The 25,348-nt window shown below is 42.0% G+C and carries 22 protein-coding genes; 1 reads left to right on the plus strand and 21 read right to left on the minus strand.

The genetic code is table 11. The features are described from left to right. Nucleotides 1-6 precede the first annotated feature (6 nt). The 19 genes from ABE954_RS00155 to asnC all read right to left on the minus strand — a co-directional run bounded on the left by ABE954_RS00155 (nt 7) and on the right by asnC (nt 21,209). The gene (locus ABE954_RS00155; protein ID WP_063099982.1) at nt 7-1,524 is read right to left on the minus strand and encodes a TnsD family Tn7-like transposition protein; all 1,518 of its coding nucleotides are present in this window, start codon (nt 1,522-1,524) and stop codon (nt 7-9) included. Between the two features lie 4 nt (nt 1,525-1,528). After that, nucleotides 1,529-3,193 (minus strand): AAA family ATPase, encoded by a 1,665-nt coding sequence (locus tag ABE954_RS00160; protein ID WP_063099981.1) that lies wholly within the window; start codon nt 3,191-3,193, stop codon nt 1,529-1,531. Between the two features lie 2 nt (nt 3,194-3,195). Next, nucleotides 3,196-5,283, minus strand: coding sequence for a DDE-type integrase/transposase/recombinase (locus tag ABE954_RS00165; RefSeq protein ID WP_063099980.1), 2,088 nt, complete (start codon nt 5,281-5,283; stop codon nt 3,196-3,198). Then, a complete protein-coding gene (locus tag ABE954_RS00170) occupies nt 5,267-6,094 on the minus strand; it encodes a heteromeric transposase endonuclease subunit TnsA (RefSeq protein ID WP_063099979.1) in 828 nt (275 codons plus the stop codon). Before ABE954_RS00170 ends, ABE954_RS00165 begins: the two co-directional genes overlap by 17 nt. A 158-nt stretch (nt 6,095-6,252) precedes the next feature. Beyond that, nucleotides 6,253-8,085, minus strand: a complete 1,833-nt coding sequence (gene glmS, locus ABE954_RS00175) for a glutamine--fructose-6-phosphate transaminase (isomerizing) (RefSeq protein WP_042846795.1) — start codon at nt 8,083-8,085, stop codon at nt 6,253-6,255. 210 nt (nt 8,086-8,295) lie between these two features. After that, a complete protein-coding gene (gene glmU / locus ABE954_RS00180; protein ID WP_042846796.1) occupies nt 8,296-9,666 on the minus strand; it encodes a bifunctional UDP-N-acetylglucosamine diphosphorylase/glucosamine-1-phosphate N-acetyltransferase GlmU in 1,371 nt (456 codons plus the stop codon). Between the two features lie 124 nt (nt 9,667-9,790). Beyond that, complete coding sequence (locus ABE954_RS00185; RefSeq protein WP_042846797.1) at nt 9,791-10,216, minus strand: F0F1 ATP synthase subunit epsilon; 426 nt, start codon at nt 10,214-10,216, stop codon at nt 9,791-9,793. A gap of 21 nt (nt 10,217-10,237) precedes the next feature. Beyond that, on the minus strand, nt 10,238-11,620 hold the full coding sequence (gene atpD, locus ABE954_RS00190; protein ID WP_042846798.1) for a F0F1 ATP synthase subunit beta: 1,383 nt from the start codon (nt 11,618-11,620) through the stop codon (nt 10,238-10,240). A gap of 34 nt (nt 11,621-11,654) precedes the next feature. Then, nucleotides 11,655-12,518 carry a F0F1 ATP synthase subunit gamma gene (gene atpG / locus ABE954_RS00195; protein WP_042846799.1) on the minus strand — a complete coding sequence of 288 codons (864 nt, stop codon included), beginning with the start codon at nt 12,516-12,518 and terminating at the stop codon, nt 11,655-11,657. 55 nt (nt 12,519-12,573) lie between these two features. After that, nucleotides 12,574-14,115 (minus strand): F0F1 ATP synthase subunit alpha, encoded by a 1,542-nt coding sequence (gene atpA / locus ABE954_RS00200; protein ID WP_042846800.1) that lies wholly within the window; start codon nt 14,113-14,115, stop codon nt 12,574-12,576. Between the two features lie 14 nt (nt 14,116-14,129). After that, nucleotides 14,130-14,663 carry a F0F1 ATP synthase subunit delta gene (atpH, locus tag ABE954_RS00205; protein WP_042846801.1) on the minus strand — a complete coding sequence of 178 codons (534 nt, stop codon included), beginning with the start codon at nt 14,661-14,663 and terminating at the stop codon, nt 14,130-14,132. 12 nt (nt 14,664-14,675) lie between these two features. Next, nucleotides 14,676-15,146: a F0F1 ATP synthase subunit B gene (atpF, locus tag ABE954_RS00210; RefSeq protein WP_042846802.1), complete on the minus strand. Its 471-nt coding sequence runs from the start codon at nt 15,144-15,146 to the stop codon at nt 14,676-14,678. Between the two features lie 58 nt (nt 15,147-15,204). Beyond that, nucleotides 15,205-15,444, minus strand: coding sequence for a F0F1 ATP synthase subunit C (atpE, locus tag ABE954_RS00215; protein WP_004093904.1), 240 nt, complete (start codon nt 15,442-15,444; stop codon nt 15,205-15,207). 46 nt (nt 15,445-15,490) lie between these two features. After that, a complete protein-coding gene (atpB, locus tag ABE954_RS00220; RefSeq protein ID WP_048605636.1) occupies nt 15,491-16,309 on the minus strand; it encodes a F0F1 ATP synthase subunit A in 819 nt (272 codons plus the stop codon). A 33-nt stretch (nt 16,310-16,342) separates the two neighbouring features. Continuing rightward, a complete protein-coding gene (gene atpI / locus ABE954_RS00225; protein ID WP_042846804.1) occupies nt 16,343-16,720 on the minus strand; it encodes a F0F1 ATP synthase subunit I in 378 nt (125 codons plus the stop codon). Nucleotides 16,721-17,321: 601 nt separating this feature from the next. Next, entirely contained in the window at nt 17,322-17,945 is a 624-nt protein-coding gene (rsmG, locus tag ABE954_RS00230; RefSeq protein WP_042846805.1) for a 16S rRNA (guanine(527)-N(7))-methyltransferase RsmG, read from the minus strand. Between the two features lie 2 nt (nt 17,946-17,947). Beyond that, nucleotides 17,948-19,837 (minus strand): tRNA uridine-5-carboxymethylaminomethyl(34) synthesis enzyme MnmG, encoded by a 1,890-nt coding sequence (gene mnmG / locus ABE954_RS00235; RefSeq protein ID WP_042846806.1) that lies wholly within the window; start codon nt 19,835-19,837, stop codon nt 17,948-17,950. 377 nt (nt 19,838-20,214) lie between these two features. After that, nucleotides 20,215-20,655 (minus strand): FMN-binding protein MioC, encoded by a 441-nt coding sequence (gene mioC / locus ABE954_RS00240; protein WP_042846807.1) that lies wholly within the window; start codon nt 20,653-20,655, stop codon nt 20,215-20,217. A 92-nt stretch (nt 20,656-20,747) separates the two neighbouring features. After that, entirely contained in the window at nt 20,748-21,209 is a 462-nt protein-coding gene (gene asnC, locus ABE954_RS00245; RefSeq protein WP_042846808.1) for a transcriptional regulator AsnC, read from the minus strand. A gap of 162 nt (nt 21,210-21,371) precedes the next feature. On the opposite strand from asnC, the gene asnA reads away from it, so the two are divergent. Continuing rightward, nucleotides 21,372-22,364 (plus strand): aspartate--ammonia ligase, encoded by a 993-nt coding sequence (gene asnA, locus ABE954_RS00250; RefSeq protein WP_042846809.1) that lies wholly within the window; start codon nt 21,372-21,374, stop codon nt 22,362-22,364. Here the strand turns inward: asnA and viaA are convergent, their stop codons facing one another. Both viaA and ravA read right to left on the minus strand, forming a co-directional pair. Next, nucleotides 22,365-23,822 (minus strand): ATPase RavA stimulator ViaA, encoded by a 1,458-nt coding sequence (gene viaA / locus ABE954_RS00255; RefSeq protein ID WP_371025685.1) that lies wholly within the window; start codon nt 23,820-23,822, stop codon nt 22,365-22,367. 2 nt (nt 23,823-23,824) lie between these two features. Continuing rightward, entirely contained in the window at nt 23,825-25,342 is a 1,518-nt protein-coding gene (gene ravA / locus ABE954_RS00260; protein ID WP_371025686.1) for an ATPase RavA, read from the minus strand. Nucleotides 25,343-25,348: the final 6 nt, after the last annotated feature.

A 25,348-nucleotide genomic window follows, 5' to 3' on the forward strand; every position in this document is an offset into this window, starting at 1 on the left:
AATCTCCTAGGAAAATAAACGTAATTCAGCCAAAACACGTTTGCTGTCAGCGGTTAACCGTTCCTTACTTAGCCCTGCTTGACGCAAAATAACCCAACTTTTTAGTTGGCTAGTTTCTCGGTAAGCCTGGATACAGGCATTACTTAATCGCCTCAACTGATATTCGGTAATGGTTTCGGAATATCGCTGCAAAAACGTATGAACCAATGGCAGTTTGTTCAAGTTTTTTTCAACAGTGCTTTTATTCTTCAGCTGCGATAAAAGGTAGTTTGCTGACAAGCGTGGTACAGAATAGTCTATTTCACTTGCCCGAAACCAACGAAGCAAACGCCTCACAAGTATTAGATCACGTTTATGCCAATCAGATTTCAGCTGGGGGTTGGGTTTTCTCTGATGGTATTCTGCATTAAATTGAAGCAGCCAAGTTCTATCATTTCGATAAAGCCAAGCATATAACGCCTTACCTTTGCCGAATTTACGCGCTGCGGTTACCCCCACCTCTAGGACAGCTTGCTGCCAAAGCTGGCGTTTGCGCAGTAAATCCTGATTATTTACCTTCTGTTGCTCGGTTGTACTGCAAAAAAATTTATTGTTTGGCTTAATTTTGCAAACCAGTGCCACAATTTCTTTTGTGGATAAATCGGGAATTAATGCCCTCCAAACTAATGCATGCTCTAAGTAACTAAAGGCCTTTCGATGTTTGCGGAAAATACTTTTTAGCCAGCAAGAATCTCTCGAGGGATTGATTTGCAGACGCAGTTGCTCAAAGGTTTTATGATGGAATGCATCACTGATTCTTGAATAAACGTCATCGTGCTTAATGTGCTTGCCCCTGCACAAGCGAAGGTCTAAAGCTAGATCATGGTAGAAAGTTGTCCATTGTGAAAAGCTTGGCGAATATTCTGGCTCCATCGCTATGAGTTGTCTGGCGTATTTCGCTAAGTGCATTAAATCCGAATTGATAGGCACATCATTCATCAAATTTGGAATTTTAACATTTAACGCATGAAATTGATGACGCTGTTCAGTTGTGCCAACTGCAAATAGATGAAGAGCTCCATGCTCAGGACAAAGATTCAAACCTGGGAAAAACCAATTACGCTGCCAGAAAGTCTCGCCATACTGTTGGGACTGAACTTTTAAACATTCTGAGCAGTAACGCAAACGGTTATCGGTCTTAACCCTTGATGCGGCAACCCCAAGTAACAAGTGCACTGCGCCTTGTGAACGTCCAGCCATCAATTGCATAGCGCGTACTCTGTGAAGCTCTGTTACAAATGGCGCATAAAGTGGAAACATTGTGTGCCTATAAATCAACTCCTCTAACGAGAAGCGTCCAGTGTTTTTTAACTGTTCCGATAATGACTGTAAATGGCAGGGTAAATCTAACGTGGCAATCACTTTGCGGTTGTTAAAAATCTCGTCCAGTAGCTGCTTGGGGCTTGTAATACCATGATAAATGCTGGCACGCGCCACTGTGCTATATATCAGCTCATTCGGATATGGCACAGGGAAATTATGCATGGTATTACCCAGCCAAATTCAGCACGGTCGTTAAATCTAACAGCATCCCCTGTTTGTTGAGTGCTGTGTGGACGTCGGTTGAGTTCTTGCACTGCGACTTGATAAAACGAAGGTCGTCTGATGGCAACTCATCCCAGCTATTGGGTTTGATAACCGTTGACTTTTCTTTGTTTTTTGAGCTTTTTCCCTTCATTGAAGTATTGCTGTTAGCGCCTGATGACATCCAATTCGAGACAATTGGTAATAGTTGAACCATGGTCAGCTGCGGATTTTCTGCAAAAGCTTTTCGTACTGTGGGCACTAACAGGTTGGAGTCATAAACATCTTTAAGCAACAAATACAACCGTCTTTCATCCTCAGTTGCAAGCTGCTGAAGAGCCTTTTCTTCGGTCGTTTTCTCTTTAATAGCAGCAATATCTTGCTGTAATTGGATAAGCCGCTTATCCATCTCAGGAACCATTAAATCTGAGTATTGTGCGATTTTCTCCGGTATGCCTGAACGAAGCGCCGCAAGCATAGGGTGTACCGGTATGAGCTCATCTTCATATACCTGACGCAACAATCCCTCCGTGATGCGTTCTTTGCCAATTGCAAGTGCGCGCAGTTGCGCCAATACAAACAGCTTTACCACGATATCCATCACGCCTTGGCTCAAGTCGTACCATACCGCGCGAATGTTTTCGGTCAGTAGCACATCTCGATTTTGCAGTAGCTGCAGCTTCCAGAGGTTGTTGGTAAAGGCAACCCACTCTTGATTGAGTTGCTCGGCTCGCCCTTGAGCCATTGGTTCCCAAAAAATGGCACCAAGGCCAGCACCTCTGCGAGCAGAACGCAAATCTGCTTCAAAAATGTCTCTCGCTTTTGGCGTACCAATCAACATGACCGGCACACCTATGGTATTGACCATGGTGACAAAGAAATTCAACATTTCTTGCGAGCCACCTGACTTTGACCGGCTAAGATGCTGAATTTCATCAATCACCAACAATCCCAGCGCATGCGTGTTGGCAATTTGGGCCATTAACGCCAACATAGTTTCGATACCATGTCGCTTAAGGCCATATCTTTTCTCGTAATTTGCCCCCAGCGCCTTATCGAGTGCCCGGAAAAAATTCAGGCAAATCTCTTTGAGTGAGCCATTATGTGAACAGTCAACTTTCAGGTAAACCACTTGCTCAAGGTTGAGCTGCGAGTGATAAATAACCTGAGGGTAGGTCTGTAAAATCCGTTCCAATGACGTAGTTTTACCACTGCCAGAGCAACCAATTAACAACATACTTTGTGCAGTAGATTTTGCCTCTTCAAATCTGAAGGTTGTCAAATCACCAGTCTGAACTCTTTCATACCCGTTTTGTAAATGTCGCTGCAAATCGCCAGTTTTTGGATTTCGGCCAACATAACCGCCTCGGATCATCAATGAAACCCTTTCGCTTAACAGCATATGTCCGCCAAGTGGTTGAAAGAACTCATCGGAAATCCGACAAATATTGTGGGCGCGCGTAACTCTGGTTTTTTGTAAATCGTCTGACTGAAAGCGCATGCTTGAGCGCAGTGCCGCGGCACTATCGAACGATTCTTGTAGCGGTGGCAATGCTTCGATAAACGGATTGCCGGCATAAGCGGCAACACCAGTATCACGATATATTGCGGATATTTTTGAGGCAGTCATTCCTAGCTCTCTTCGTTATCTTCAAATAGCCCAGGTACAAAGGTTGGCAAGCTATAATCTTCTTCAACAGGTTTTAGTGCCACCACATCGGCAAGCGGCTTTTCGTTTTCTGCAATCACAGGCCGAACTCGTTGCAGCCGCTCTGCATCCCTTGCCGCTTTTTTATTGGGTCTGATCTGTTGAATACGCTCGCGATTACTTGCAGAAGTGACTGGCGATTGCTTGGTTGCTGTTGAGATTTTTTCCTGGATAAAAGCGTCTAATTCTCGACGCTTCACATCTGCAACAAATTTTGCATTTGCTTTGTGGTGCTTTTCAGCCGCCTGTATTTCCCAAACTTGCCAGAAACTCAGCCCACGAAATTGACGACTTTTATCCGTTAACAAACATTCCCAATAAACTCGGCTGCCGGATTGTGGAAAAAGATAAATCCTATCTGCGCAACCTGGTTCATAAGCCGCTTCCAGTGAGTCTGGCCGGTAAATTTCCGTGCTACGGTGTAACCAGCCTTCTTTGAGTAACTCAGAACTGGAATAAAACATTTCAAACAATCTCACACCAAACGGCGAAATCGTAACCTTTGCACGCGGTAATAAGGCGATTTGAAGAGGCTTAGCTTCAATCTGGCGCAAGCTGCCCATTCGATGTTGCATTCCCCATTTCCATAGCTCTATGGGTATTGACGGAATGTCAGCCGGTAGATCTTCATCACGGTCATATTTATCAAGAACATGGTAGTTGTTCCGAAATAGGATGGTCCGCAGGATAATTTGAGCAAAATCGGTAATCGACATCACTGCATCAAGGCGATAATCTCGTTCACCATGCTTTTTTATCCGATTGCCTTCGACGGCTCCAGGCGCATAAGGTTTAAATTCTGCTTGTAAAGTCCTGAAACAGCTTTCAACGATGCCTTTAGCATCGCCGCGGCGCGGTGGAGCACTTTCGATACGAACGTTAAATCCAGCAATCAAAGCATTAACCTGATGACTCATCATCTCCCCACGGTCTGCCAAGATGACATCTGGCAAACCGACGCATGGCCACTCTTCAAAGTTGATCTCAATACCAAGTTCACTACAGGCCTTAGTTTTGTCGATGCACGCATTCACAATCGCCTGCATGGCAACGACATAAGACGGATTGTCAAAACCAAGATAAAAGCCTGCAATCATTCGGCTAAATACATCGATCACAATATAAACCGTTGGACGTCCAATAATCTTGCTACGGTCTTGATCATCAACCAGATAGATATCTGCAATGGTGGCATCAATTTCATAACGACTGCCAGGACCAAGTGCATGTGCTGTTGCGGTGCTTGAAAGCGGGCGGATATCTTTTTTATAAATTCCTGGGGCTGTTCTGGCGATTAGGCGTTCAGACTGTTTATATTCCCGATTGTAAAAGTAGCGAAACTGTCTAATCGTTGGCCTATCCGAGACTGAAATATTGGGAAAGTACTGCTCAAACAAATCCGCAAAACGACGATAGGCAACGGTCGTTTTTTCTGCATTTTTATTCAGCAAATGTTTCTCAATGGCGATTCTGAATAAACGTTCAATATCGGGGGTTACTTTCATCCCCTCGCCGTCACCATATTGACGAACACGCCCAATTTTTCTCTGGCCACTCGCCGCTCTACTTTTTCCTGGCGCTCCACTTTTCTTGTAGTCTGGCAGCAATGAATTCGGATTCTGCCCGCGCTGCCAGTAGCGACGTAACAACTTATAAATTGTAGCGATTGAAGCGATCCCTGACTGACGAACTACCTCAACTCGCTGAGCACGAACTTTAGGGTCAAAGCATTTTGTATCCACAATAATCGGTTTAATCGCACTCAACCCCAGTTCCCGTTTTTTGTAAGCAACGGAGCCGAATGCAGGCTCATCCAAATAATTTGCTTCAAAGGGATCGTCATGCCGAAATAAACGCGAATCATCGATGAAACTGTTTAAAGTCAATTCATGAACGTATTCAGGCTGTGCAGTCTCTGATTCAAGACAGATCCAAACAACTTCACCAGGTAACACCAGTAAAATGCGGTAAAGTTTGCCGTCAAACTTCACGACCTCATTGGTTTGCCACATGCAGCAAATCCTCTATATCACTGAATGGACAAAAAACTAGATCTGAGGCTGTGAGCACTCTGTAAGCTTGATACATGTTAAATTTTAAATAGCCGTTCGCGATTAACGTTCTTACATCTCGAAGTGTTTGTCCAAGTTCCAAATCATAAGCGGTATCCATTTGCTTACATACATCAATCATTTTTGACTGGGGCGATTTACTAAAGGCACTTTGAAGGATAGGCAACTGTTGAATCAGCTCCACATCAATAAAGCCATCTGATTTCGTCGGGTACAACCAACTGATATTTTGTTTGATGACTGGGTCAATTTCATGCTCCGTCACTAAAAACCATGGGATTTGCTTCGATAGCCAATAACGACGCTCGATTTCAAGTTTTTCAATAATATTCGTATCATTGAACGACTCAGATGATTTCACCTGTACAGCAAACTGCCGGTGAGGGCCAATACGAGAATCAACGAGGAAATCGGATGACATCACCTGATCTACAGCGCGTATGCTGGGATGCCTCAGACAATTGTCTTTAGCTATTGCTTGAGTTTCATCTCTTCGTAACGGGAATTGCTCTCTAATATCAACGATATGAGATGCCCACTCAAACACTAAAAACGCTGCCAGTTCTAGATCTGACAATAAATGATGAATTCTGCCGGTTTTATGTGAATACACTCGGTGCGAGCGGCCTTCGGAGGGAACATCTTGTACATAAAGCCAAGGCGTGTACTTTTTACCAACTCCTTGGCCACGACCGTCTTTAATTCGACGCGCAATTTGAAGTTCAGAGAGAGATTGCTGAGATCTGCCCATAAAAAAATCCAGTATGCTTTTTAATCAGCATAACTGGACTTTTTCATTTTACAAATATTTTGTCTATTTTAGATCTATTTTGTCTTGCTTTAGATCTATTTTGTCCATTTTAGAACTATTTTGCCATCCCACAAGCCCTTTATTAATCAATTTATTAATTACTCAACCGTAACAGATTTCGCTAAGTTACGAGGCTGATCTACATCAGTACCTTTAATTAATGCGACGTGATAAGACAGTAATTGTAATGGGACAGTATAAAAAATTGGTGCAATCAGTTCTTCAACATGAGGTAAAGAAACGATTTTCATATTTTCACTGGCTTCAAATCCCGCGTCTTTATCAGCAAACACATACAATAAACCGCCGCGAGCACGCACTTCTTCAATATTTGATTTAAGCTTTTCAAGTAACTCATTATTAGGAGCAATAATAATGACAGGCATATCTGCATCAATTAACGCTAATGGACCATGTTTCAATTCACCCGCAGCGTAAGCTTCCGCATGAATATATGAAATTTCTTTCAATTTCAATGCCCCTTCAACTGCTATAGGGAATTGATCACCACGACCTAAGAATAATGCATGGTGCTTATCAGAAAAATCTTCCGCTAATGCTTCGATGACTTTATCTTGAGACAACATGCTTTCAATACGGGAAGGGAGCGCATGTAATGCATGGGAAATATTTTCTTCCAGCTCAGGGTTTGCACCTTTTAAACGCCCCATATACGCCACTAACATCAGTAAAACAGTTAATTGTGTAGTAAATGCCTTGGTTGATGCCACACCAATTTCTGCACCCGCTTTTGTCATCAACGCAAATTCTGATTCACGTACCAATGAAGAGCCTGCAACATTACAAACAGCTAAAGAAGTCAGATAACCTAATTCTTTAGATAAACGCAATGCCGCTAATGTATCCGCCGTTTCACCTGACTGAGACAACGTGATCATTAAACTATTTTTACGATGTGCTGGATTGCGATAACGATACTCTGAAGCGATTTCCACATCACATGGAATACCTGCTAAGGATTCAAACCAATAGCGCGCAACCATGCCTGCATTGTAAGATGTTCCACAAGCAACAATTTGAATATGCTCAACTTGAGATAAAATATCACCGGCTTTAGGGCCTAATTCGCTCAAATCGATGCCATTGTCTTTGTCAAAACGCCCTTCAAGGGTGTTTTTAATTGCCATTGGCTGTTCGTAAATTTCTTTTTGCATGTAATGACGATAAACGCCTTTATCACCTGCATCATATTGAACATTTGATTCGATTTGCTCACGTTCAACAGGGGCACCGTTATTATCAAAAATACGAACAGTACGGCGAGTAACTTCCGCGACATCACCTTCTTCAAGGTAAATAAAACGACGAGTCACAGGCAGTAGTGCTAATTGGTCCGATGCTAAGAAGTTTTCACCCACACCTAAGCCAATAACCAATGGGCTACCAGAGCGTGCGGCGACTAATAATTCAGGAATACGGCTATCCATAATTACCGTACCGTAAGCACCGCGTAATTGTGGAATAACACGTTGAACCACTTCCACCAGTGACCCACCTTTTTGTTGTTCATGGTGAACAAGGTGAGCAATCACTTCAGTGTCAGTCTCTGAACTAAAGACATAACCGAGTTTTTTCAGTTCTTCTTTCAGTTCTAAGTAGTTTTCAATAATACCATTATGAACAACTGCAATATAACCTGACGTATGCGGGTGAGCATTACGTTCACTTGGAATACCATGAGTCGCCCAACGAGTATGCGCAATCCCCGTTCCACCTGATACAGGGTTCTTTTCCGCTTCTTCCGCCAGCATTTGCACCTTGCCCACTTCACGTAAGCGTTGTAGATGACCTTCGTGATCAACAACAGCCATACCAGCTGAGTCGTAACCACGATATTCAAGACGACGAAGACCTTCTAACAAAATTTCTGCGATATCACGTTGTGCAACAGCACCTACAATTCCACACATATTTTATTGATTCCTAGACAAAAGGCTCTTTCTATAGAGACCCTTATTTTGTCGTAACCTAATTGTTGTACAGTTTTCACTGTTCCCCAGCCTTGTAGAAAATGGGGATATTTATTTTTATATTGCTACCTTAGGTAGCTATTTTAATCTTTGCTATTTATTAGCGTTTTTATCATAGGAGAGATATCGCTATCACTCCTTAATATTTACTTATTTTTTCTTAACTGGACGTTGCCAGTTTTTTATATGCATTTGCTTTACACGGCTAACAACAAGCTCATCTTCATTCACATCACGAGTCACTGTCGTACCAGCACCAATGGTTGCACCTTTTGCCACTGAAACTGGCGCGACTAATTGGGTATCAGAGCCTACAAATACATCATCACCGATAATGGTTTTATGTTTATTAGCGCCATCATAGTTACAAGTGATAGTTCCAGCACCAATATTCACGTTATCACCAATTTGTGCATCACCGAGGTAACTCAAATGGCCAGCTTTAGAACCTAACCCTAAAGACGCATTTTTCATTTCAACGAAATTACCTACGTGCGCTTTGGCCGCTAATTTAGCACCTGGGCGTAAACGCGCAAAAGGGCCAACCGTGCATTCTGATGATAAATCAGAGTTTTCTATTACTGAATATGGGCTAATAACTGAGTTATCCCCAATTACACAGTTTTTCAAAATACAGCCAGATTGAATATGGACGTTATTGCCCAATGTCACATCGCCTTCAATGATCACATTAGTATCAATAATAATGTCACGACCATGAGTCAATGTTCCGCGCAGGTCAAAACGTGCAGGGTCGATTAGCATCACCCCCGCTAATAACAGTTTTTCAGCTTGTTCTTTCTGATAAACCCTTTCTAACGCAGCCAATTGCAGACGGTTATTCACGCCTTCCATTTCACTTAAATGTTTAGGATGAACAGTTGCAATTTTATTCCCTTCTTTATGCGCTAATGCGATGACATCTGTAATGTAATATTCGCCTTGTGCATTATCGTTGTTTAGCTGAGCCAACCAACGTTTAAAATCTTTACCACTAGCAACCATAATACCAGTATTGATTTCTTGGATCTTACGTTGCTCTTCAGTCGCATCTTTCTGTTCAATAATACCGACAACTTCATTATTTTCACGAATGATACGTCCATAACCACTTGGATTATCTAAGATAACGGTCAGTAAACCAATTCCACCTTCAGGTTTCACTTCAATTAAGCGATCTAAGGTATCTTTGGCAATCAATGGGACATCACCATATAACATGACAATGTCTTCATCATCTTGGAAGTTTGGTGCAGCTTGTTGCATCGCATGGCCCGTTCCAAGTTGTTCGGCCTGCAATACCCAATTTAGGTTTTGCTCACCCAGTTTTTCCTTCAGTAAATCACCGCCATGTCCGTATACCAGATGAATATCTGATGCACCAATGGATTTTGCTGTATCTATAACATGCTGCACCATCGGTTTGCCCGCAAGTAAATGCAAAACTTTAGGTAGATTTGAATACATCCGTGTGCCTTTACCGGCAGCTAAAATCACGACACTTTTTCTTTGCACAGTCATTTTTCCTGAAACTCCAACTTAGGGATGAAAGTAAACCTATTTCCTTTATAAATTACTACATATTTCGTTCAAATAAAAAAGCCAGTTAGGGTTAACCAACTGGCTTTTTTCTATACTGCTATCATTACATTAGCTTTTTAGTCAATTCGATCACTCGAAGTTTGGCTATTGCTTTTGCAAGTTCTGCCGATGCCTGAGCATAATCAACATCACCGTGTGCTTTACGGACGTGTTCTTCCGCTTTACGTTTAGATTCCACTGCTCGAGCTTCGTCTAAATCTTTACCACGGATCGCTGTATCAGCGAGTACGATAACACCGTTTGGTTGTACTTCTAAAATACCGCCGGAGAGGTAAATTAGTTCTTCTTCACCAAACTGCTTGGTAATACGTACCATGCCCGGTTTTATGGCAGTCAGCAGCGGGGTATGCTGCGGGTAAATCCCCAGCTCACCTTCACTACCTGTCACCTGAATTTTCTGTACTAGGCCTTCAAACATTTGTTTTTCAGCACTAACAACAGTCAGGTGGTATGTCATTGCAGCTACCATATCAACCTCCTGTCAGCTGGATTAAAGCTTTTTAGCTTTTTCCACAGCTTCTTCAATGGTACCAACCATATAGAACGCTTGTTCTGGCAGGTGGTCGTAATCACCGTTCAGGATACCACTGAAACCACGGATAGTGTCTTTCAGGGAAACGAACTTACCTGGTGAACCGGTAAATACTTCAGCAACGAAGAATGGTTGAGACAGGAAGCGCTGGATCTTACGAGCACGAGCAACAACCAGTTTGTCTTCTTCAGACAACTCATCCATACCCAGAATTGCGATAATATCTTTCAGTTCTTGGTAACGTTGCAGAATAGACTGAACGCCACGCGCAACATCATAGTGCTCTTGACCAACTACGAGTGGGTCTAGCTGACGGCTAGTAGAATCGAGAGGGTCAACCGCTGGGTAGATACCCAAAGATGCGATTTGACGGCTCAGTACTACCGTTGCGTCCAAGTGAGCAAAGGTGGTTGCTGGTGATGGGTCAGTCAAGTCATCCGCAGGAACGTAAACCGCTTGAACGGAAGTGATAGAACCTGTTTGAGTTGAGGTAATACGTTCTTGCAGAACACCCATCTCTTCCGCCAGCGTTGGCTGATAACCTACCGCTGATGGCATACGACCTAACAGTGCTGATACTTCAGTACCCGCCAGTGTATAACGATAGATGTTATCTACGAACAGCAGTACGTCACGACCTTCGTCACGGAATTTTTCAGCCATAGTCAGACCAGTCAGCGCAACACGCAGACGGTTTCCTGGTGGCTCGTTCATCTGGCCATAAACCAGTGATACTTTATCCAAAACGTTAGAGTCGGTCATTTCATGATAGAAGTCGTTCCCTTCACGAGTACGCTCACCAACACCTGCGAATACTGAGTAACCTGAGTGCTCAATCGCGATGTTACGGATAAGTTCCATCATGTTTACTGTTTTACCAACACCCGCACCACCAAACAGACCAACTTTACCACCTTTCGCGAATGGACAGATTAAGTCCATTACTTTGATACCGGTTTCCAGTAGTTCTGTTGAGTTTGATAACTCTTCATAGCTAGGTGCTGCACGGTGAATTGACCAGCGTTCTTCTTCGCCAATATCACCTTTCATATCAATAGGCTCACCCAGAACGTTCATGATACGTCCTAGAGTTGCTTTACCTACTGGTACTTCGATTGGGTGATCTAAGTTAACAACACTTAAACCACGGCTTAGGCCATCTGATGTCCCCATTGCGATACAACGGACAACACCACCGCCTAACTGTTGCTGAACTTCCAGCACCAGTTTTTCTTTACCGTTCATAACCTCAAGAGCGTCATACACTTTTGGTACGCTATCTTGAGGGAACTCGACGTCCACAACGGCGCCGATTACCTGGATAATCTTTCCAGTAGCCATCTTGAATCCTCTACGTAATTCGTAAACCTAGCTGTTAAACCGCGGAAGCACCCGAAACAATTTCGGTAAGCTCCTGAGTAATGCTGGCCTGACGAGCTTTGTTGTAAACCAACTGCAACTCTTTGATCAGGTTACCACCATTATCAGTAGCGGCTTTCATCGCTACCATTCGTGCGGCCTGCTCACTAGCCAGGTTTTCAACGACGCCCTGATAAACCTGCGACTCGATATAACGACGTAGCAGGGTATCCAGCAACGCCTTAGGATCGGGTTCGTATATATAATCCCAAGATTTCTTCTTCAATGTTTCATCATTGCTTGCAGGCAATGGCAATAATTGAAGAATAGTTGGCTCCTGAGACATTGTATTGATGAACTTGTTAGTCACCACATACAGTTTATCCAAACGCCCTTCATCATAGGCTTGTAGCATAGAGTTAACTGGACCAATCAAATCTGAAAGCGTTGGGTTATCCCCCATTCCGGTTACTTGTGTAACGACATTGCCGCCAACAGAACCAAAGAATGAAACCGCTTTAGAGCCGATTAAAGCCAAATCAACCTGAACATTTTTCTCAGACCATGATTTCATATCTGCAAGGAGTTTTTTGAACAGGTTAATGTTCAAACCACCACACAGACCACGGTCTGTTGAAACAACCAAATACCCTACGCGCTTAACTTCACGCTCTTCGAGATATGGATGTTTATATTCCAGATTACCTAACGCTAGGTGACCAATAACACTGCGCATGGTCTCCGCATAAGGACGGCTAGCCGCCATGCGTTCTTGCGATTTACGCATTTTGGACGCAGCGACCATTTCCATCGCTTTAGTGATCTTCTGCGTGTTTTGCACGCTGGCAATCTTGGAACGTATCTCTTTTGCGCCGGCCATTACTGCTTCTCCTTATTAACCAGACGGCCCATAAAAACTCACGGGCCGAATAGTATTACCAGGACTGAGTTGCTTTAAATGATTCGAGCAGTTTTTTCAACTTACCTTCGATATCATCGTTATAGTTACCAGCCTGGCCGATTTCATTCATAAGGTCAGCATGCTCACGCAGTGCATATGAAACTAATGCTGTTTCGAATGCACCAATTTTCGCTAACTCAACATCATCCAAGAATCCACGTTCTGCCGCAAACAGAGACAATGACTGCTCTGCTACTGACATCGGTGCATATTGTTTCTGTTTCAGCAATTCAGTTACTTTCTGACCATGACTTAACTGTTTACGAGTCGCATCATCAAGGTCGGAAGCAAACTGAGCAAACGCTGCCAGTTCACGATACTGAGCCAGTGCTGTACGAATACCACCAGACAATTTCTTGATAATTTTAGTCTGAGCAGCACCACCAACACGAGATACTGAAATACCTGGGTTAACCGCTGGACGAATACCAGAGTTAAACAGGTTAGATTCCAGGAAGATCTGACCATCTGTAATCGAAATTACGTTAGTCGGTACGAATGCAGAAACGTCACCGCCTTGAGTTTCAATGATAGGCAGAGCCGTCAATGAACCTGTTTTGCCTTTAACTTCACCTTTAGTAAAGTTTTCAACGTATTCAGCGTTAACACGAGCTGCACGCTCAAGTAAACGTGAATGCAGATAGAAAACATCACCTGGGTATGCTTCACGTCCTGGTGGACGACGCAGCAACAGTGAAATTTGACGGTATGCGACAGCCTGTTTAGACAGGTCATCGTAAACGATCAGTGCATCTTCACCACGGTCACGGAAGTATTCACCCATTGCGCATCCAGAGTATGCGGAAAGGTATTGCAGAGCTGCTGATTCAGATGCAGTCGCAACAACAACAATGGTGTTTTCCAGAGCGCCGTGTTCTTCGAGTTTACGTACTACGTTAGAAATTGTAGATGCTTTCTGACCGATAGCGACATAAACACATTTGATGCCAGAATCACGCTGGTTAATGATTGCGTCGATCGCTAGAGCAGTTTTACCTGTCTGGCGGTCACCGATGATAAGCTCACGCTGACCACGGCCGATTGGAATCATCGCATCGACTGATTTATAACCAGTTTGTACAGGCTGATCAACGGATTGACGTTCGATAACACCTGGAGCAATAACTTCAATTGGAGAGAAGCCATCATTCTCAACAGGGCCTTTACCATCAATTGGTTGACCCAGTGTATTCACGACACGTCCAAGTAGGCCACGGCCTACTGGAACTTCAAGAATACGACCAGTACATTTTACTTTCATGCCTTCTGCCAAGTCGGCATAAGGACCCATAACAACCGCACCAACAGAGTCACGCTCTAAGTTCAATGCGATGGCGTAACGGTTGCCTGGCAGCGCGATCATTTCACCCTGCATGACTTCGGCTAAACCGTGAATACGAATGATACCGTCATTAACGGATACAATCGTACCTTCATTGTGAGCTTCACTCACAACATCGAACTGAGCAATACGCTGTTTGATCAGTTCGCTGATTTCGGTGGAATTCAGTTGCATATGCTCCAGTCCCCTTAAGACTGCAAGACGTCAGTTAAACGCTCTAAGCGACCGCGGATACTACCGTCAATGACGAGGTCTCCAGCACGAATGATCACTCCAGCAATAACAGACTTATCAATTTTGCAATTCAGCTTAACTTTGCGTGACAGACGTTTTTCCATCGCTGCAGAAATTTTAGCTGACTGCTGTTCACTCAACTCGTTTGCAGAAAGTACATCAACTTCAATCGTTGATTCCAGAGCATCACGTAATTGAATAAATTGCGTTAATACTTCTGGTAGCGTAGTTAAACGCCCATTATCTGCCATAACACGAATCAAGTTTTGAACATGCTCGTCAATTTCATCTCCACAAACAGAGATAAACGTTTTAGCTAATGTTTCTGGTGCAATAGAACCAGAAAGCAGCTCACCAACCTGTTCATTACGCGACACCATTGAGATGAAGCCCAGCATATTCTGCCATTTTTCAACAGATTGGTTTTCCACAGCAAAGTCAAAAGCTGCTTTGGCGTAGGGGCGAGCTACAGTAGCAATTTCAGACATGCCCCTCCCTCCTTACAGTTCAGCGACTAGTTTATCAACGATGTCGCTGTTAGCAGCTTCATCCACGGAACGTTCAATGATCTTCTCGGCACCTGCGATAGCAAGCATCGCAACCTGTTTACGTAACTCTTCACGTGCACGTTTACGCTCAGCATCAATTTCAGCTTGCGCTTGTGCGACGATTTTTGCACGTTCTGCTTCTGCTTCTGCTTTTGCTTCATCAATCATTTGAGTGCGTTGTTTATTCGCTTGCTCAATGATGACTTGTGCTTCAGCTTTCGCTTTTTTCAGTCGGTCGGTTGCGTCGGTTTGCGCCAGTTCCAGGTTCTTTTTAGCACGTTCTGCGGAAGATAAACCGTCAGCAATTTCTTTTTGACGTTTTTCAATGGCCGCCATAATCGGTGGCCATACATACTTCATACAGAACCAAACAAACAGGACAAACGCGATAGCCTGGCCGAGGATTGTTGCATTTAGATTCACAGACAATACCTCTTATTCATTAGTGAATTAATGTTCTTAAAGTGTTCCGTAACGTTAATTAAGCAACAGCGAACATTACATACAATCCCAGACCAACAGCAATCATCGGAATAGCATCGACCAGACCCATTACGATAAAGAACTGTGTACGCAGCAGAGGAATTAAATCTGGCTGACGAGCAGCACCTTCTAAAAATTTACCACCTAGGATGCCGATACCGATCGCAGCACCGATCGCCGCTAAGCCCATCATCACAGCGGCAGCCATGTACAGCAGATCCATACTCAGGTTTTCCATGACAGTCTCCAGTTTGTTTCAGTTAATACAATTATTGATAATTAAATTAGTGCTCTTCAGATGCCATCGACAGATAGACAACAGTCAGAACCATAAAAATAAAGGCTTGTAGCGTAATAATCAGTATGTGGAAGATAGCCCAAGGTAGGCTTAACAACCACTGTGACCACCACGGAAGCAGAGCCGCGATAAGAATAAAGATCAATTCACCTGCATACATGTTACCAAACAGTCGCAGACCGAGTGATACAGGTTTTGACAGCAGGCTTACCCCTTCAAGAATCAAGTTAACAGGAATAAAAACAGGATGGTTGAAAGGCTGCATAGTGAGCTCTTTCGTAAATCCGCCAATTCCTTTCATCTTAATACTGTAAAAGAGGATTAGGATAAACACACCAATAGCCATCGATAAGGTGACACTAACATCAGCGGTTGGTACTGCACGTAATGCAGGTAACCCGAGATAATGCTCAGCAATATACGGAAGGAAATCAATTGGGAGTAAATCCATCAGGTTCATTAAGAATACCCAGACGAACACAGTTAATGCTAAAGGAGCAATAACTTTGCTCTTTCCGTGATACATATCACGGACTGAGTTATCAACGAAACCAATGATCAGTTCTATTGCAGTCTGTAACTTACCGGGTACGCCACTAGTCGCATTGGCTGCAACTTTTCTAAATAGCCACAGGAACAAAGCCCCGAGAACTACTGAGAAAAAAAGCGAGTCAATGTTCAACGTCCAAAATGTTGGACTAGCGTGGGGATCGACCAACTTAAAGGTACTCAGGTCCAACTGAAGGTTTCTCAGATGGTGGCCTATGTAATCCTCTGTAGTCATCACTTCTCCTGATGCAGACATGATGCCTCTTACCCTTTTGTAGTTTAAAAATACTTACCGTTTAAAAACGGCTGGTGCAACAATCTGAACAATTAGCACCGCTAAATAGGTCAAACCCAGTGGTGTTAATGACGCTTTGAACACACCGAAAGCAACAACTAAAACAACGATAGTTGTAACAACCTTTAGCCCTGCTCCTAATGCTAAGAACCAGGCAATGCGGACAGGTTCATCCTCTTCCTTTGCTTTCTGAAATTGTGCTAGCAGCATAAATACGATATTTGGTAACCAGCATGCTAACCCACCAGCAAGAGCAGAGGCCCCCCATTCTATACTATTTGCACAGAAAGCCCCACTGAGGATCACTAAAGTTATAAACTGAACAGACAACTGCTTTGCAGCATGCTTGTTGTCATAAAGGGATACAGACATAACTTTTTTGATACTCCCAGCTCTTCTCAGCCTCAGAAACGCTAAGTGTTGTATAAAACTGCCTTTGCTTAAATGTGTCAAGAGACAAAAACGAGCAAATTATACGGGCAGGCGAAATGAATTCAATCAGTAAGTAGCGAAAAGGTGAATAAATATTTAATTTTTTCGAGTTAGCGCAGAATTGTCGCAGTAATAATTAATAAATAGTTAATGATTTGCTACATACTTACAGTTAAACGTGATCAATATCACACTTCGTATTATTCGCTTTATTTATTCATTCAATTTTCTTCGTAAGAAAAAATAGAATTAATCTGTAAATCAAATAATTAAAGAATTCAATTTTTGAACAAAAAACTGCCGCTATAAAGCAAATATTTCAATATTAACTAACTATCAAGCTAAATCGATTAAGTAAAAATTGGCAATTAACCCCATATTTACTTTCAAAACGCTGTTTTGGAAACTTATTCGTTATTGCCGTGTAAACAGTACGTAAAATTCGAGTGTTAACTACCCCGTTAAAAATAATAATAGCCGTCAGTTTTTTAAACCTTCGGCTATCGCTCTAAATGATAAATTTTTTTGACGAGAAGCAACTTTATTTTATAGATATTTTAACTAAATGGCGTTGTTCATCAAGTTCAGGAACTTCCAGTTCAATGATTGATTCAACCTTAAACTGCTCAGGTAATGAGGTGATTTCGTCATTATGGATCATACCTTTGAGCGCATAAAAATGCCCTGTCGGGGAGGGTAAATGGTGACACCAGCTCAACATATCATCCAATGATGCGAAAGCTCGACTGATAACCCCATCAAAACCAGACCCAACTGGGTATTCTTCAACACGAGATTGAATCGGTTCGATATTCGTCAAACCAAGTTCGTGTTGAACCTGTTTTAAAAAGCGTATGCGCTTCCCTAAGCTGTCTAATAAAACAAAGTGGGACTCAGGTCGAACAATAGCTAAAGGAACCCCTGGTAAGCCAGGACCTGTTCCTACATCGATAAACGTGGTCCCGTTGAGTTGACCGTTCACCACTATGCTATCCATAATATGGCGAATCAGCATCTGTTGCGGGTCACGTACAGAAGTTAGATTATAGGCTTTGTTCCATTTAACTAATAACTCAACGTAACCAATTAATTGCTGTTTTTGTTTATCTGTTAGGTTGATATCCGCTTTTGCTAACAATTGGTTAAGTTTTGATAATAAATCCATTTTTATGCGCTCCGGCGTAACATGCCTTGTTTTTTAAGCCAAACAAGTAAAATAGAGATTGCAGCCGGGGTAATACCTGAAATACGTGAAGCTTGGCCTATGGATGTTGGTTTATGGTCGTTCAGTTTAGCCATTACTTCGTTAGATAACCCTTTGACTTGTTTGTAATCAAGGTCAATAGGTAATATCGTGTTTTCATTCCGTAGCTGTCTTTCGATCTCTTCTTTTTGACGAGCGATATAACCTTCATATTTAACCTGTATTTCAACCTGATCGGCAGCTTGAGGATCATCAATACCTGGAGCAAAAAGGTTAAGTGAGGTTAACATTTTATAGGTCATTTCAGGGCGACGTAGTAAATCTTCCCCGTTAGCTTCTTTTGATATTGGTACCGTTAAAATTGCGTCGATTTCTGCATGGTTATCAGATTTTGGATGAACCCAAATATCTTTTAAGCGTTGACGCTCTTTTTCAATCAATTCAACTTTGTTATTAAAATGAGCCCAGCGAACGTCATCAACTAACCCTAGTTCACGCCCTTTTTCAGTTAAACGTAAATCTGCATTGTCTTCACGCAGCATCAAACGGTATTCTGCACGTGAAGTGAACATGCGGTAAGGTTCTTTAGTCCCCAAAGTACACAGGTCATCGACTAAAACCCCAATATAGGCTTGGTCACGACGAGGGAACCAACCTTCTAACCCAAAGGCATATTGTGCAGCATTAAGGCCTGCTAGTAGCCCTTGAGCACCAGCTTCTTCATAACCTGTTGTGCCATTAATTTGACCAGCAAAGAACAGGCCATTAATAAATTTACTTTCTAGAGTTTGTTTGAGATCTCTAGGGTCAAAGAAATCATACTCAATAGCATAACCAGGGCGAATGATCCTTGCATTTTCCATTCCTTTCATGGAATGAACTATTTGCATTTGGACATCAAATGGTAAGCTGGTGGATATACCATTTGGATAGATTTCGTTGCTGGTTAAGCCTTCGGGTTCTAAGAAGATCTGATGTGAGTCTTTGTCTGCAAAGCGCATCACTTTATCTTCGATCGATGGGCAATAACGCGGGCCTATACCTTCGATGATCCCTGCGTACATTGGGCTACGATCAAGGTTATTTCTGATCACATCATGGGTTTTTTCATTGGTGTAAGTGATGTAACAAGGCATCTGTTGTGGATGTTGATCCTGTGAGCCTAGGAATGAAAAAACAGGCATAGGATTATCACCTAGTTGTTGTGCTAACTGGGTGAAATCGATGGTTCTTGCATCAATACGTGGTGGAGTTCCCGTTTTTAAGCGGTTAACTCGTAATGGCAATTCCCTTAAACGTTGAGAAAGGGAAACTGATGGCGGGTCACCAGCACGACCACCACTGTAGTTTTCTAAACCTATATGAATTTTTCCATCAAGAAAAGTCCCTACCGTTAATACCACTGCTTTTGCTTTAAATTTTAAGCCCATGCGGGTAACAGCGCCTGTGACTTGATTATTTTCAACAATTAAGTCTTCAACAGGTTGTTGGAAAATCATTAAGTTTGGTTGATTTTCTAAAGCGGTTCTAACTGCTTGTCGATAAAGAACGCGGTCTGCTTGTGCACGAGTTGCACGTACTGCCGGCCCTTTACTGGCATTTAATGTTCTAAATTGAATGCCGGCTTTGTCAGTTGCAGTTGCCATTAAACCACCAAGGGCATCAATTTCTCTAACCAGATGTCCCTTACCGATCCCACCAATGGCTGGGTTGCAAGACATCTGGCCCAATGTATCAATATTGTGAGTCAGTAATAGGGTTTGACGCCCCATACGTGCAGCTGCCATTGCTGCTTCAGTACCGGCATGACCACCACCAATTACGATGACGTCAAATTGCTCTGGATAAAACATGTGTGAACCTTAAACGTTAGAAAATGCTGACTGTGCATTTGAGGAGAGGATTCTACTCAAGTTTTAGGAAGACACCAAGTTTTAGGTATCTCCCTTATATAGTATTAAGATCTTTTTATTTAAAGATCTCTTTATTAGATCTATTATTAGGATCGCTCGTTTCTGTGGATAAGTGGATTTTCACTTTAAAGATCATAAAAGTGTAAAGGATCATATACTGTGAATGATCCGTGATCCTATTGCGTATAAGCTGGGATCAAAAAGGTGACTTATACACAGGCAGTGGTCGACCTAAAACTTATACTATGGATAACTACCGGTTAATACCGTGATCTTCCCTGAGTTATCCACAGCTGACTGCTGGTTTAATAACCAAATCATAGTTCGTTTGCCCAAATTTTAACCCATTCCCCCGCGGGATCTTCAGGTATTTCGTGTTGCTGGACATCAATTTCAAAACATTCACCGATCCTTTTTGCCCCTTTTTCGCTTAATAACGAATCAAGTTTGTGGATCGCACCACAAAAAATGTCATACTCGGAACTACCGATCCCGACTGCACCAAATTTAACTTTACTTAGATCTGGGGATTCTTTTTGTATGCTTTCAAATAAAGGCTGAATGTTTTCTGGTAAATCACCTGCACCATGTGTAGAGCTAACCACCAGCCATAACCCTTCAAGTGTTAAGTCATCAAGACTAGGACCATGTTGAATTTCTGTTTCATAACCTAATTCGTCCAAAATCTCAGCCATATGCTCTGCAACATATTCTGCACTGCCCATTGTACTGCCACTTATTAAGGTTACTTTTGTCATGGTGATTCTCTTTCACGATAATTGCTGGCTATTGTACGCTGTGAATGAGCTGGGATCTACCTGTGGATAATGTGGTTATATAATTTTTTTTTCTAAGGGCTAATTGTTCGCAAGATTGGGTTCTGTAAGGAGATCAACGTTTCGGTGGATTGTATTTCATCAATCGTTTGAATTTTGTTGATAAGTACGTCTTGTAACGCATCAATTGACTTGCACATGACTTTGATAAAAATGCTGTATTGCCCAGTTGTGTAATAAACCTCAACCACTTCTTCTAAGGCATCCAGTTTTTTTAGTGCTGTTGGGTAATCTTTAGCACTTTTTAAAATGATGCCAATAAAACAGCAGACATCAAAACCTAACCGTTTTGGGCTGATATCGATACGAGTTCCTTGAATGATTCCAGCTTGCTTCATTTTCTCTACGCGAACATGAATTGTACCTGGGCTAACAGAGAATTTTTTTGCTAATTCCGCATATGGTGTACGTGCATTTCCCATTAATTCGTGAAGTATGTCACGATCGAGATTATCGATTTGATAATTTTCAGGCATTATTTCACCTCCATTTTAACGATTATTCATTTTTATACCCTTTTTTTTGATTAAAATAAACGCCAATGGCTTTTTTTAATGAAGTATATTGAATTTATACCTCATTTTGTTGCTTAATCTATACATCAGCTAATACAGCAATCAAATTATGGGTACAAAATTATGGACAAGTCATTCATCGAACATCAGCAACAAATTAGTTTTGTTAAATCATATTTCTCACGTTTACTTGAAAAGGAATTAGGCTTAATTGAGGTTCAAGGCCCAATCCTGAGCCGTTTAGGTGATGGTACACAAGATAACTTATCCGGTAGTGAAAAAGCCGTTCAAGTAAAAGTGAAATCAATTCCAGGTGCAACCTTCGAAGTCGTTCACTCATTGGCTAAATGGAAACGTAAAACGCTCGGTCGTTTTGGTTTTAGTAAAGGCCAAGGTTTATATACACATATGAAAGCGTTGCGTCCGGACGAGGATCGCTTAACCCCTATCCACTCTGTCTATGTTGATCAGTGGGATTGGGAAAAAGTGATGGCAGATGAGGAGCGTACTCTTCCTTATCTGAAACAGACAGTGGGTAAAATCTATAAGGCAATAAAAGAAACAGAAGCTGCCGTAAGTAAAGAATTTGGTTTGGCACCGTTCCTGCCAGACCAAATTCACTTTATCCACAGTGAAGAGTTACTACAGCGTTACCCTGACTTAGACGCTAAAGGTCGTGAGCGCGCTATCGCGAAAGAACTGGGTGCTGTATTCTTGATTGGTATCGGCGGTAAGTTATCGAGCGGTGAATCACATGATGTACGTGCACCAGACTATGATGACTGGACGACAAAAAATGAAGATGGTTTTTGTGGTTTAAACGGTGACATCATTGTATGGAACCCAGTATTACAAGATGCTTTTGAGCTGTCCTCTATGGGTATTCGTGTAAGTCCTGAGTGCTTGACATACCAATTAGGCCTGACAAATGATGAAAAGCGTATGGAATTAGAGTGGCATCAAGCGTTAGTGAAAGGTGAAATGCCGCAAACTATTGGGGGTGGCATTGGTCAATCACGTTTAGTGATGTTGCTTCTGCAACGTCAACACATTGGCCAAGTACAATGTGGCGTGTGGGGCGAAGAAATGCAAGAGTCAGTTGAAGGTATGCTGTAATTAGCGATTAAAGCGGCGTAGTAGCCTGCTTTTTAACCCAGTATCAAAGCGCCAAATATGGTCAAAAATTTTCATGATGCTGGGTTTCCCATAATTTGATACGGATACCGCATGGAAGCGGTATTTCCCCATCTTCTGCATTGATTTAATCTTCTGAATTAATTCATCGGGCAAACGTTGAGCCACAAAATCAGAAATTACCACTGCATCTGCATCAGCCCACTGTTTTGACTCCAATTTTATTGCTGTTTCTTGCAAACAAGCGGCGAGATCGGTCCCACCTTTAAAGGTCTGATGTAAAAAACGAATACATTGATCTAAGCCATCGGCAGATAATAAATCGTAGTGCACTATTTCAGTGGAGAATAACATGACATGGCATGACCGGTTATCTGCCAGCGCAATTTTCATCAGGGCAAGGCAAAAGGCTTTGGCACATCGTTCATTTAACCCCCCCATTGAACCAGAGGTATCGATACATACAACGAATGGTCCTCTTGGTTGCTCTTCGTTATGATGATGTGTGATTGGCCGAAGTATTTTTCTTTCTTGCCAACTCTCACCTTGTAAACGATAAGTCAAAAGTTGTTTTTCAAGCAATTTGCGATAAAACTCAAACTCTATATCTTCAAGTCCTAACATGGCTAATTCCGCGGGTAATAACCGTAAAATATCATCGCTTTGATTTAAACCATTAACTTGTTCGGGGACAGTTTCAGGGACTTTTTCCATGATAGTCATTGGTTCAAGTATGACGCTATCATCTGGAATGGCTTGGGCTGTTTGGCTGCGCCCTAACAATTGGGCTATTTTTTCCAGTTCAGGTTGTTGGCGTAAAAACTCACTATAACGATTTAACAATTGGTCATTATAAGCTGAGGTCATATTGGCCCCTTTGCTTAGATCCCATAAGCGGCCTGCTGCACGCTCATTTTCACCGAGTATATCTTCTAAATTTCCACTTAACGCTAGCCGACGCTGTAATTCCGCCAGCAACTGTTCTTTTTCTTGCTCCAACAGTTCTTTATGAAGAGTCGTAACTTGAAAAATTAAGCTAATACGCCATCTTTGGACAAACAGTGATTGTCTTGCACCACGGTTTTCTATTTTGCCACTCTGTAACTGATAAGCTTCACGATAAAAAGGGGAATCAAGTTGATGAAGCTTTTCAATTATAGTAGGGAGTTGGGTAAAAAAAGCATCAGTGGAAATTCCTAATGACTGGCGATACAACTCAAACTCTTCAGAAAGCTGTAAAGGGACGAGTGCATCTTTCATCCTTTGTTTGAGATCTTTTTTCCAACTGGATAAATCTTTTAGTAAGGCTTTTTTCAAACGTGGGTGTTTTTCGAAAAATACGGCCAATTGTGGGGTAGCGAGAAGAGAAATAATGATCTCTTCAATTAATTGACCTTCATTAACCGAAAGTAGCATTTCGAGTGTGGCTAAACTCATCATAATTATTCAGCCACTTTACCCGTGATTTGGTTGCGTAGTTGGATGAGTCTCTCGGATACGTTAATAAAGCTTTGTTCTATATCTGCTATCCAATGGGGCTCGATAAATAAATTTGGTTGCTGTTTTTCAAATTGATAGCGAGCTGTTTGGATATCATTTTGAATTTTATCCAACTTATCTAACCATTCTTGGTTATTTATCGTAGGTATGTTACTTGCTGTTTTATCCTGTAGATATAAAGTCGATGATTGGTGACTCACATCTAATAATTGAATTTGGTTTAAATTATTAATCTCTGCGGCCAATTCTTGGGCAAAACCAATTCCGTTGAGGTGAGCTGATAACGTTGTTCCTTTATTTAAAAAGTTTATCAGGGATTTTTTATCCGTTGTCACAAAGGTGACTTTCATATTATGTAACTGCAATGGGCGATGTAAAAATAGCGTAATACGCCCTTCAGCAATATTCTCTGGGAGTACATATGAGGCTTTGCGAGCAAACATTGCATTGTTTTTATTTACTTTAAATGCGTCTTGGTTGTTTTGATCTTGGGTTGATGACATCCATTGTTGGTAAGTTAGCTCTATTTCGTGCATTAATTTACGTTGTTGCCAGCCATCCTCTTGCAGTTGAGATTGCAATAATTTAGGCAAGGTGTTCATGGATTGCATATCGTGCCATAGGCAATCTTTTAGTAGCACAATATCAAGGGGGGATACACTACTTCTACCATTGAAAAATGCACTTGCTTGCAGTAGATAAACCGCTTTTTTCCATCGCCTGTCAGAAACATAAACTTGCTTATCTGTTGCATCTAATTGTTGACGTAGTTGATAAATAAGCTCAAAACAGTGATCGGGTAGCGTAATTTTCGGTATTTCTTGTTGCCACTGTTGGTATTCTTCATCACTGATTTTTAAATGTTCAGGTACTTGTGCTTCATCTAAGAATGATTTTCCAGTTAGAAGTGCGCGGAAATTTTGTTTTTCTTGTAGTTTATCTAACCAAATACGCACTAACATACGGTCAAATAGTGCTTCTAGGCTACTATCTGCATCAGGAAGTTCATTAGAAGCGGTAACTAATAGCCGCATCGGAATACGTTTTTCTTCGTCACCATTACGAAACTTGCGTTCATTTACTGCCGTTAGCAAAGTATTTAAAATAGCGGGGCCGGCTTTCCAAATCTCATCAAGAAAGACAACTTCAGCATCAGGTAAATAGCCTTTAGTTAGCCGTTGGTAGCGCCCTTCATCTTTTAGTGCCTGTATTGATAGTGGGCCAAATATTTCTTCGGGAGTCGAAAAACGTGTCATTAAGTATTCAAACGCATTTGCATGGCGAAAAGCAAATTTCATTCGTCTCGCTATCAAGCTTTTTGCAATACCTGGAGGGCCTAAGAGAAAAACACTTTCCCCACTTAATGTAGCTAATAAACATAAACGAATAGCCTGCTGGCGTTCATATAAACCGCTTTCAAGGTAATTGCTAAGTTGAGCTATCCGTTCAGATAATTGCATCGATAT

Origin of the sequence: Providencia sp. TYF-12 (genome assembly GCF_041344805.1) — a bacterium.
Lineage (GTDB): Bacteria > Pseudomonadota > Gammaproteobacteria > Enterobacterales > Enterobacteriaceae > Providencia > Providencia huashanensis.

Coding starts and splice junctions, on each gene's coding strand:
- ABE954_RS00155 (WP_063099982.1), bottom strand. CDS start 1,524: ATGCATAATTTCCCTGTGCCATATCCGAATGAGCTGATATATAGCACA.
- ABE954_RS00160 (WP_063099981.1), bottom strand. CDS start 3,193: ATGACTGCCTCAAAAATATCCGCAATATATCGTGATACTGGTGTTGCC.
- ABE954_RS00165 (WP_063099980.1), bottom strand. CDS start 5,283: ATGTGGCAAACCAATGAGGTCGTGAAGTTTGACGGCAAACTTTACCGC.
- ABE954_RS00170 (WP_063099979.1), bottom strand. CDS start 6,094: ATGGGCAGATCTCAGCAATCTCTCTCTGAACTTCAAATTGCGCGTCGA.
- glmS (WP_042846795.1), bottom strand. CDS start 8,085: ATGTGTGGAATTGTAGGTGCTGTTGCACAACGTGATATCGCAGAAATT.
- glmU (WP_042846796.1), bottom strand. CDS start 9,666: ATGACTGTGCAAAGAAAAAGTGTCGTGATTTTAGCTGCCGGTAAAGGC.
- ABE954_RS00185 (WP_042846797.1), bottom strand. CDS start 10,216: ATGGTAGCTGCAATGACATACCACCTGACTGTTGTTAGTGCTGAAAAA.
- atpD (WP_042846798.1), bottom strand. CDS start 11,620: ATGGCTACTGGAAAGATTATCCAGGTAATCGGCGCCGTTGTGGACGTC.
- atpG (WP_042846799.1), bottom strand. CDS start 12,518: ATGGCCGGCGCAAAAGAGATACGTTCCAAGATTGCCAGCGTGCAAAAC.
- atpA (WP_042846800.1), bottom strand. CDS start 14,115: ATGCAACTGAATTCCACCGAAATCAGCGAACTGATCAAACAGCGTATT.
- atpH (WP_042846801.1), bottom strand. CDS start 14,663: ATGTCTGAAATTGCTACTGTAGCTCGCCCCTACGCCAAAGCAGCTTTT.
- atpE (WP_004093904.1), bottom strand. CDS start 15,444: ATGGAAAACCTGAGTATGGATCTGCTGTACATGGCTGCCGCTGTGATG.
- atpB (WP_048605636.1), bottom strand. CDS start 16,309: ATGTCTGCATCAGGAGAAGTGATGACTACAGAGGATTACATAGGCCAC.
- atpI (WP_042846804.1), bottom strand. CDS start 16,720: ATGTCTGTATCCCTTTATGACAACAAGCATGCTGCAAAGCAGTTGTCT.
- rsmG (WP_042846805.1), bottom strand. CDS start 17,945: ATGGATTTATTATCAAAACTTAACCAATTGTTAGCAAAAGCGGATATC.
- mnmG (WP_042846806.1), bottom strand. CDS start 19,837: ATGTTTTATCCAGAGCAATTTGACGTCATCGTAATTGGTGGTGGTCAT.
- mioC (WP_042846807.1), bottom strand. CDS start 20,655: ATGACAAAAGTAACCTTAATAAGTGGCAGTACAATGGGCAGTGCAGAA.
- asnC (WP_042846808.1), bottom strand. CDS start 21,209: ATGCCTGAAAATTATCAAATCGATAATCTCGATCGTGACATACTTCAC.
- asnA (WP_042846809.1), top strand. CDS start 21,372: ATGGACAAGTCATTCATCGAACATCAGCAACAAATTAGTTTTGTTAAA.
- viaA (WP_371025685.1), bottom strand. CDS start 23,822: ATGATGAGTTTAGCCACACTCGAAATGCTACTTTCGGTTAATGAAGGT.
- ravA (WP_371025686.1), bottom strand. CDS start 25,342: ATGCAATTATCTGAACGGATAGCTCAACTTAGCAATTACCTTGAAAGC.